This window comes from Enhygromyxa salina, assembly GCF_000737335.2.
GTDB lineage: Bacteria > Myxococcota_A > Polyangia > Nannocystales > Nannocystaceae > Plesiocystis > Plesiocystis salina_C.
Genome location: NZ_JMCC02000070.1, coordinates 51,904 through 61,523, shown reverse-complemented (window position 1 = coordinate 61,523; position 9,620 = coordinate 51,904). Strand labels below are relative to the sequence as shown.

The window sequence follows — 9,620 nt, the reverse complement described above, 5'->3', positions numbered from 1 at the left end:
TCGGTCTCGTAGGAGAGCGGAAGCTCAGGACCGCTGTCGCACGCGAGCAGTAAGCCGACCATCGAGAGCGTCACCAACCGTCGAGGCCGCATGTGTCTTGACTGTACTAGATCCGGTCGAGAGCGTGACGAACGGCGGCCGGGAACGAGGTCGGAACCGGGGAGCGGTTCGTTGCTCGTCTACCGCTCAGCGATAGCGTCGGGTGAGTCGACACAGGTCGTCGACAAGCTCGAGCGACAACACCGAAAGATCCCCGGGCACCGCATCGACCGCGACCGGGATGCCTTCGAGCGCCTCGGTCCAGATCACCGCGCCGTCGGGCCCTCGCTTGGTCACGATCGAGGACAGGAACTGTGCGATGAGCACGTGGTGATCCGCGTCGATGGCGAGGTCGAAGGCCACCTCGGAGTCGATGACGTGGGAGGCCAGCTCCTCGCCGGCAAACGAGACCTCATGCAACACAGCGGCGTTGCCGGCCTCGCGCGAGACAGACAGCCACGTCGACTCGCTGCCGACCGCGTGTGTGGGAATGGGGAGGACCGTCTCCGGGGGCAGATCGATGCGCCACTGCTGCTCGAAGCTTCCGTCGAGGGCGACGAAGAACGGCCCGGTGTCGTCGTCGGTCCCCGAGACGTAGACGCTGCCGTCGGGCCCGACGCCAACGTTGGCCTGGGAGTCGCTGGCGGGCACGGAGAAGTTGGCCGAGTCGAGCAGAGCGCCGTCGAGCCCAAACCGGTACATCTCGGCCGGCGACACGGTGATCACGACCACGCTGTCGCCGTCGTCGGCCACGGAGATCGGGTGCCACGCGCCGGGCATGTTCGCCTGCCAGACTTGTGTGCCATCGGCGCTGTCGTGCAGCGCCAAGCCTTCGTCAATATACGAGACGACCACCGGACCCATGGACGTGGTGATGCAGTCGTTGATGGGCGCGGTCTGGGTGTGCGTCCACAGCAGCTCGCCGTCGAGGTTCAGCGCGCTCAAAAAGCCGCCGACGGTCGAGAAGCCGTTGCGCAGGGTGCCGCCGAAGTACACCGTGGCCCCGTCGGTCGCCAGGCAGGTGCCCTCGGCGACGTCGAAGCCGTCGACGCCCAGATCCACCTGCCAGACCACTGCACCGGTCGGAGTGCAGTCGCTGTTGCACCCGTCGAGGTCGACGTCGTTGCCATCGTCACACAGCTCTTCGCCGGCTTGGAGTCCGTCGCCGCAGACGGGCGTTCCCTCGGTGTCGGTGCCAGTGTCGGAGTCGGTCTCGGACTCGGACTCGGTCTCGGTTCCAACCTCGTCGGTCCCGCTCCCCTCTGAGTCGGTGTCGGTGCCCTGATCGGACGATGGCGCCGCGCTGTCAGTGCAGGCGAGGAGGATGAAAGGGAGGAGGATCGCTCGGGCTTTCATGGCGTCGGTAGACTTGAGGGGATAAACACTATTCACGCCGTGTACAACGTGCTTTGTGCGCAATCGAGACGCTCATGGCACCCGCCTTCAGCGCGGCGAAAATCGTCGTCCCCGCGCATGCATCGCTCTGCCGATGGCGGGAGGGGATGCGAAGCCCTCGGGCGGGTTGGGGGGCCTGTTCGCCACCCGACCCGGCCCGAGCGCAGCGAGCACCGCGTCGCTTCGGCGAGCGCTCAGGAGTCCCAGAAAATCTCGCGGTCGAGCACGATCACGACGCCGGCGTCGCGCAACAAGAGCACGTAGCTGTCGAGGAACTGGTGGCAGTTCGGGCAGGGGACCTCGTCGGCGGCCTGGCCCACGTCGAACGACTCGCTGGCGAGGCCGAGATCCTCGAGCACGTCGATGAGCAGCGCCTGCGCACCGGCACCGACGCTGGGCAGCTGATCGCTGGGCCCGCGGCTCAGCCCCTGCACGCCGTAGGGGCCGTACTGCAACGGCGAGGTCGGCACGACGTCGTCCATCACGTCACCGAGCAGCGTCGGGGCCATGCCCGGCTCGAAGGTGTAGACGCGGACCCAGTAGCCACACTCACCGTTGCAGGCGCTCTCGAGCGCCGCGATCTGGGCGGTCCAGTCGGCGACGACGGCCGGGTCGACGGCGAGCTCGGTCAAGCTCGGATCGGCGGAGAAGAAGCTGTCGCACTCGGGCTGGCTGCGCTCGGCGACGCCGGCGACCCCCAGCGCGCAGACGGGCTCGGACGCGAGCTCGCACAGCAGGCTCTGGTAGCCGAGCATGGGATCGAGATAACCTACGGCGCCGGCGGTGGCGAAGAAGTGCGCCGAGGGGTAGTCGACGTCGCTGGCCGCGAGGCAGCTCGGCAGCAGATCGGCCTTGAACGGGCCCCAGCCGATCTGGCCCTGGAGCTGAGCGGGGACCGGCACGGCGGCGTTCTCGGTCGAGCGCAGGCACGCCGCGATGGCGTCCTCGAGCTCGGGCTCGCAGCTGGTCGCCGGCAGGGGATCGGGCACGTAGGCGTGGAGGATCGCATAGTTTTGGATGCGACCGAGGCTCGCCGCGCCCATCCAGTAGAGCGAGTCGAGCACCGCGAGGTTGGGGATGAAGCGATCGTCGGGCGTGCCGAGCAGCTCGTCGTCGCCAGCGCGATACTCGATGATGCTGGTCGCGGCGCGCTTGTCGAGCGGGACGTCGTCGTCGAGCGCCTCGAGGTCGAGCTCGTTGACGACCCGGAGCATCGCGTAGGCGAGCGGCGTGCCCTCATCGGGCAGGGTTGGGTAGTCGCGCTCGACCACGAGCGTGTCGTCAACGTCGGATACGTCCGCGCATCCAACAAACATCGAGGGGGTCAGGCACAGGGCGATCAGAGAAGTGAATTGCAGTTGGGTACGCATGAAGGATCTTGCTCGTCGTGCCGCGACTCAGGAGCATCGCTCCCAGAATCGCTTTTTCAGGGGAGGCTTCGCGTGCTCAACTAACTGGAGCCGGCGCGCCATTCAAGCCCCGCGCGCGTGAGCGCGCCACCCAACTCGAACGCTAGAATCGACCCAACTCAGGTCGGGTGTGGTTCACCTGAGTCGCCCGCGCACCGCTGCCAAGCTCGGCAGTTGACCGCGGGCGCGCTCTGTCATCAACGAGGTCGGAACCCGACCATTGCGAATATCCTGATCATCAGCAGCGCACGCCCCCCAAGCGTACTTAAAATTGTGCCTGAGCCTGCCGTAACGATGTCGTCACATTCATGCTGGCGTGAATTGCCGATCGTAGATTCATCATAAAAGTAGCGGCGACGCTCGTAGGCCTCGAGCTTCAGACCCCAGGCGACGAACGTGTCGACGAAACCCGACGCGAGAGGATCACAGTCGGCGCTCGCGCACAGGATTTCGGCCGGGACCGTGTCCGGGTCGATCACGGAGCGCACGCCCGGTGGAATATCCGTGCGCGTCGCGGAGCGGTCGAGCCAGTGTTGCGTCCACGACTCTCCACCTCGATTCCACCAGTCGATGAAGGCGCGCGGATGGGACGACATGACGACCGCCGGTCAACCCTCTTGGGTGAAGTCGTCGCGCGTCGGGTGTCCTCGGCGGTGTCCTTCTCGAGCTCGGCGCCGATCTCCCGAAGCTCCGCGCGCAGGACCTCGAGCTCTCGCGCGTCCACCTGGCAGGGGGCCGGGCGGGCGCCGGTGCTGGTGGCTCGCTCTGAGCCACCGCGGGCTCGCAGCCAGCGAGACCCAGGGCCAGGAACACTTCCGGAGTTCGGCCGGCCATCGATCGAATGACCATCGGCATCCGCAAAGTCTACAGCCCCGCGTCGCGTAGGGCCGCGAGCAGATCGGGCAAGTTCGGATCGTCGCTGGGCAGCGGCCCCTCGGCGCTTGGGCGAGCGCTCGCTGGGGCCGCTCGAGCTCTCGCGGGCCCCGGTCCCCGCCAGCGATGGGAGCGTGCTCTACGAGCTGCGCTCCGCTCGCCTCGGGACCATCACTAGAACGTGATGATGAAGTTCAGGTAGCCGTTGATGTTGAACACATCGTCAACAGCGTAGCGACGCCCAACGTTGTCCACCACGTCCCGGCGCACCGGGTTCACGTCCACGCTGTCCGGCTCGACCAGATCTGGATCGCCGCTCTTCGAGCCATCACCGCGGCTCGACGCGGTGACGAAGTGGCGCGTGTCGGTGCTCATGTCGACGCCGAAGTTGAGCCGCGCGTACTTGCTCATGTGGAAGTTGAGCCCAGCGTTGAGCCCAAACGTGCCGAAGTCGTTGACCGCGGTGATGCCGTTGTAGGACCCACAGTCCTGGCCACCCGCGGCGACGTAGCCACCGTTGCTGGCCGGGTCGAGCGGGTTCGCGGCGGCGTGGGCCAGCGCGGCCCCAGCACTGCAACCTTGCGAGTCACCCGGGCTGTAGTCGCCAACCAGCGCGGGGCTGTCGGCCAACAGCTCCCAGACTTCGGAGTAGGCGCGGCCGTTGTAGTGCAGCGCCGTCGAGCCCATGAGCACGATCGAGAAGCGCTTGCCCTGGGCCTTGTTTTCCCACGGGACGATCTCGGCGCCGAAGTAGGCACCGGTCTCGGACTGCGGGTTCACGTCGCCCTGGGTCGAGCCGTAATTTTCGAACTGGGTGTTGCCAGCGCGCAGCGACTGGCGCCAGTGGGCCCCGAAGAAGGGATCCAAGAAGCGGTAGCGGCGGCTGAGCGCCGTCCACACGCCCAGCTCGTGCATGCCCCGGCCAACCCGATGGTTGCCAGAGGGATCGTCGGTCTGGATCGCCCGGCTGAAGGTCATGGGCTTGGCGATTGCAAACCGACCCTCCAGCCCGATCAACCAGTTCGGCAGGTGCGACTTGCGATCCTGATTGAGCACCCCGACCTTGAGCCCGACGTGGATCTGATCCAGGCCGCGGCGCACGGGCGCGCGGAAGATCATGTCGGTCTCGGCGTCGGTGTACTGCCCGTAGGGGTTGCTGTCCTCGAGCGCATCAAAGCCGTCACGCGGGATGATGCCGTCGCGGATGCTGGTCGAGTTGGTCTTGTTGACGCAGGTCGCCGAGCCCGACTTGTAGTTGGTGGTGGCTGGGTTGTCTGGGAACACGCAGTCACCACCCTGTTCTTGATCGAACTGGTAGTTGCGCGTGTCCGAGACCACGACCGGCAGCGCCACGTAGACCGACAGATCGTGCCACAGGCCGATCTCGAGGGTTGGCGTGACCGTGTGCCGAAACTGGCGGTACACGAGGTCGCGGGCGAGGTTGTTCTTTCCGCCGGCCCCCCACTCGCGCAGGATCGCGGCTTTCTTGAAGTCGAAGTCGTAGGAGACGCCGAAGTGGAGGTCGAAGGCGTTGTCGTTGAAGTCCTGATCAAAGGACGACGCGACACGGGTGACCTCGGCGGCGTTGGCGACCTGGCTCCAACCCAGCACCAGGCCAAAGGCAGGCAAGAATCGCAGGAGCTTCCGCATGGGTTTCCGGGTAGAAAAAGGCACGCTCACGGCACAGACCCGAGCCACGGCACGCTACCAGCGCACGCAGCCGAACGTCAAGAATCACGGGCAGCTTCGCACACTTGGGACCGGATCGGGGCAGGTTTCGCGTTCGCGCTGGTCTCGCGCGGCTCACGGACCCCCAAAATCGAGAATTTGACCGTGTCCGTGACCCTTCGCGGCGAACGCACTCGCGGCGTGACACCGGGCTGGCGGGGCTCAGCACGACCGCTCCGCCTCCAGCAGCGCCGACATCCCGTCCGCGAGGTGCTCGACGCTGGCGACCTCGGACGCGCCAAGACACCGCCGGTTGCTCAGCCTGAACACGCCAGATCCCCCTTGGTGTGAGGCGTCGCGACCTGACACAGGCCCCGCGTCGGCGCCAAACTTGGAGATCGCGCGGCCGCGAAGGTCGAGCCCGTGGGCCTCGACGATCTCGCGCAAACGCCGGGGCTGGCTGGCGAGCCGAGGCAGGCGCAAGACCGCGCTCGCGCGCAGGCCGGTGCCAACGTTGCTCGGGCAGCTCGCCAGATATCCAAGCCGATCATCGTGGTGAAACCCAAGCAGATCCTCGAGCGCCCACGCGAGCTCGCGGACCCGGCTCAGGCACGAAGCCAGATCCCCGCGCGGCGAGCTGCTGATGAAGCGCAGGTGATCCTCTTCGTTGACCCACACGACCAGGCGACGATCCTCCCCGCACCACAGCCCGCGACCTTCGGGCCAGTCTCGCGTGATCCCAGCGGCCTCGAGGTAGCGATCGTCGCCGTCAAAGCACAGCTCGCGGGCCTCGAGGGTGCGGCGGCGCGGCATGGGTAGCTCCGCGAGCGAGTAGTACTGCCCGACGAAGCGCCGCCCGAGTGCCCGAAGCGCCGTGCTCGTGCGCCGCTCGACCTCGAGTCGGGCGCGCCGGCCGATCAGCGCGGGGAACTGACAGGACCGCAGGTTTCGAGTCACGCGCACGCTTACCGACAACACGGCCAGATCGTCACGCAGCTGCGGATCGATCCGAGGCACCTCGTTGGTCCAGCGCCCGGACGCCCCCGAGGTCTGGCCGTGGACGTCGGCGATGATGCGGTCGAGCAGCGGCGCGAACACTTGGTAGGACTCGGCGTCGCCAACGTGCACGCCGACCTTGCAGCTCGGGTAGGTCCGGCCGCAGCGGATCAGATCCGCGAGCGTCCAGCCGGCGGCAGTGGTGCGGGTCTCGAGCTGGCGCTCGAGCTCGGGGTCCAAGTGTTTCGAGAGTAGCGAGTCAACCATGGGTCCTGGGCGACTGCGCAACGCAGCCGCGGATCGGACCGTCGAGTTTGGCGAAGGGCGACCGCGATTGGACCGGCTCGCAGGTTGGTGCCCGCCCAGGTTTGTGTGGCTCGGCGACGAGCGAAGCGCCTCTGGGTGGGGTCATGGGCAGACGCGAGCCGGTCTAGATTGAGTAGCGGGATGCCAATTGGTAGGCTGGGTTCATGCATGACCGTGTCTTGGACAAACAACTGTGGCGGCGAGGGGGCGCAAGCTTGGCGCTGCTCGTCCTGCTCGGCGCCGCCGGTTGCAGCGGCGACAACGGGATGGGCGGGGCGGATACCGGGACAGATGGGGGCCCCGACGGAGGCACGACCTCCGGTATGGATGGCGGCACCGATGGCGGCACCGACACCGGACCCGGCCCCAATCCAAGCGACGGGGCGTGCGGGTGGGAGCAGGGCCTGCGCCCGACCGCGGACCTGCCCCCAACGCACACCAACGAGTACACGATCGACCTCCAGCAGTGGATGATCGACAACGACGGAGGCGACCCCGTCGAGACCCGTCAGCGCATGAACGAGGCCATCGCGTGGGCCGTTGATCAGGGCTTCGACAAGATCATCGTCCCGCCCGGTCGCTACGTCGTCGGGGAGCTGACCTCCGACATCTACGCCGCCGGCATCGTCTTGCCGGGCGACATGACGCTCGAGCTCTCGGACGGGGCGGTCATCGAGATGACGCCCAACGACCGTCACAACTATTGTGTCATCAGCCTCGATGGCAACGACGACATCACGATCCGCGGCGGCCAGATTCGTGGCGACCGCGCGAACCACGACTACAGCGGCGGGTCCAACGACGAGGGCCACGGCGTGTGCGTGTGGACGAGCGTGAACCGGGTGCTCATCGAGGACACCGAGCTGACCGAGTTGACCGGCGACGGCGTGCTGATCCTGGGCTCGGCGCCCAAGGACGACGACCCGAGCGCAGAGGTGCCAAGCACGAACATCACGATCCGATCCAGCGAGATCCACCACAACCGGCGCAACGGCATTGCGATCGTGGGCGGGCACAACGTGGTGATCGAGAACAACCACATCCACCATCTCGAGGGCACCGCGCCGCAGTTTGGGATCGACATCGAGGGGGCCGGCCGCCGCGACCAAGACATCCTCATCTTCCAGAACAATTTCCACGACAACCTGGGCGGCGACTTCGTCACCTCGAGCGGCCGCAACGTCTGGCTCGAAGAGAACACGATGACGCAGTGCCAGGTCAACGACCAGGGCGAGTACGACGCGTCACTGCCGTGCGAGAACGACGGGCAAACTGATGGCCCGATCGTGCTCTGGCAGAACACCGACACGATCGTCATCAACAACCAGATCCGTATGACCGGAGGGAGCGTCAACGGGCTGTGGGGGATCATCAACTACCCGAACATCCGCGAGGCCGTGCGCGACAACCCCGTCGGCAACTACATCGCGGGGAACACCTTCTACGGCTGCGGCATCCACAGCGCCTGGAACCGGCTCCAGTACATCGCCGACAACACGATCCACGAGGGGACGCTGCTCGCGTATCTACTCGAGTGCACCCGGCTCGAGAACAACCGCATCAATCGGGTCTCGGGCGAGCGCTTCAAGCTGCGCAACGTCGCAGGGCAGGCCGAGGGCAACATCATCAACCGCGACGAGGGGGCGCCCCCCGAGGGCGACGTCCCGGTTCACTTCCCGATGGCGGATGACTCGCCCTACCGCAACTCTTCTCCGGTGTTCTGGTGATGCAGATGACGACCCACACAAGTTCCAAGTCCAATTCCAAGCTCGAGTTCGTGGCGATCGGCTGCCTCTCCGGGCTGCTCGGCCTGCTCGCCCTGGGCGCAACGACGGACGCCCAAGAGGACGCCCCGGCCCCCGCGGAGGCACCGGGCGACCCCTGCCCAGCAGGCCAAGCAAACGGCGGGATGGGCCCCGACATGGTGCGCCTGCCTGAAGACTTCTGCATCGACACCACCGAGGTCACCCGGGCCCAGTACAGCGCCTGGCTCGAGACCACGCCAAGCACCGGCGGGCAACCCAGCGCGTGCGCAGAGAACCAGGACTTCGAGCCAAGCTGCGCCTGGCCTCCGCCCGATCACGAAGCGAACCAACCCGTGGTGTGCGTCGACTGGTGCGACGCGCGAGCCTACTGCGAGGCCGCCGGCAAGCGTCTGTGCGGCAAGATCGGCGGCGACGACAGCGGCTACGAGTTCGACGCGTACGACGACCCGTCCGTCAGCGAGTGGCACGCAGCCTGTACCGCCGGTGGCGAGTCCGAGTACTCGTACGGTGACGAGTACAACCCCCTGACCTGCCGAGGAGCCGACGCCGAGGACTACACCACGTGGGGCTTCGTCGACGTCGGGACCCTCGCGGGCTGCCACTCCGCCGTCGATCCCTACAGCGGTGTCTATGATCTGAGCGGAAACGCCGCGGAGTGGGACAACGGCTGCGACGGAGACGAGCCGGATTCGCCGTGCCGGATCCGCGGCGGCAGCTTCGAGTTCAACGACGTGGGCCTGCGCTGCGCGATGGCGGAAGATCTACGCTGGCCACGAATGCGCCAAGTAGTCTCCGTCGGCTTCCGCTGTTGTTCTTGACCCCCCCGGCCGGCTTCGCACTTCGGGTCACTCGCTTCGCTCGCTCCCACTGGCTGGCTGTTCGCGACCGCATGTGTGGCCCCCTAGAAGGGGGCTCTTGTCTGACCACCTACGGCCACCGGGTGGCGCTCCACGAACGTGTCGGTCGGGGTCGCTAGCCTCGCCTGCGCGTCTGCGGAGAAAGTTGGTGGTCGGGCGAGCGCCCCGTACTCGAGCGCCGCCTGTTGACCGTAGGTGGTCAGACGAGAGCCCCTCGAACGGAGATCGCGGGCCGCGTACTCGAGCGCCGCCTGTTGACCGTAGGTGGTCAGGCGAGAGCCCCACGAACGGAGATCGCGGTCCGCGTACCC

At 66.9% G+C, this 9,620-nt stretch carries 7 protein-coding genes; 2 read left to right on the top strand and 5 right to left on the bottom strand.

Going from position 1 to position 9,620, the window contains the following annotated elements:
* Positions 1–186 precede the first annotated feature (186 nt).
* From DB30_RS25120 to DB30_RS25100, 5 genes are all read right to left on the bottom strand, one after another.
* Positions 187–1,395, bottom strand: coding sequence for an outer membrane protein assembly factor BamB family protein (locus DB30_RS25120; RefSeq protein WP_052553402.1), 1,209 nt, complete (start codon positions 1,393–1,395; stop codon positions 187–189).
* A gap of 233 nt (positions 1,396–1,628) precedes the next feature.
* On the bottom strand, positions 1,629–2,804 hold the full coding sequence (locus DB30_RS25115; RefSeq protein ID WP_052553400.1) for a hypothetical protein: 1,176 nt from the start codon (positions 2,802–2,804) through the stop codon (positions 1,629–1,631).
* Between the two features lie 236 nt (positions 2,805–3,040).
* Positions 3,041–3,439: a hypothetical protein gene (locus DB30_RS25110; protein WP_146660499.1), complete on the bottom strand. Its 399-nt coding sequence runs from the start codon at positions 3,437–3,439 to the stop codon at positions 3,041–3,043.
* A 451-nt stretch (positions 3,440–3,890) separates the two neighbouring features.
* The gene (locus DB30_RS25105; RefSeq protein ID WP_052553395.1) at positions 3,891–5,366 is read right to left on the bottom strand and encodes a hypothetical protein; all 1,476 of its coding nucleotides are present in this window, start codon (positions 5,364–5,366) and stop codon (positions 3,891–3,893) included.
* A 240-nt stretch (positions 5,367–5,606) separates the two neighbouring features.
* Entirely contained in the window at positions 5,607–6,647 is a 1,041-nt protein-coding gene (locus DB30_RS25100) for an ATP--guanido phosphotransferase (protein WP_146660497.1), read from the bottom strand.
* A gap of 203 nt (positions 6,648–6,850) precedes the next feature.
* Here DB30_RS25100 and DB30_RS25095 point away from each other — a divergent pair, with 203 nt between their 5' ends.
* Together DB30_RS25095 and DB30_RS25090 are read left to right on the top strand one after the other, a co-directional pair.
* The gene (locus DB30_RS25095) at positions 6,851–8,413 is read left to right on the top strand and encodes a right-handed parallel beta-helix repeat-containing protein (protein WP_146660495.1); all 1,563 of its coding nucleotides are present in this window, start codon (positions 6,851–6,853) and stop codon (positions 8,411–8,413) included.
* A gap of 5 nt (positions 8,414–8,418) precedes the next feature.
* The gene (locus tag DB30_RS25090; protein WP_165703936.1) at positions 8,419–9,270 is read left to right on the top strand and encodes a formylglycine-generating enzyme family protein; all 852 of its coding nucleotides are present in this window, start codon (positions 8,419–8,421) and stop codon (positions 9,268–9,270) included.
* The last annotated feature ends 350 nt before the right edge of the window (positions 9,271–9,620 follow it).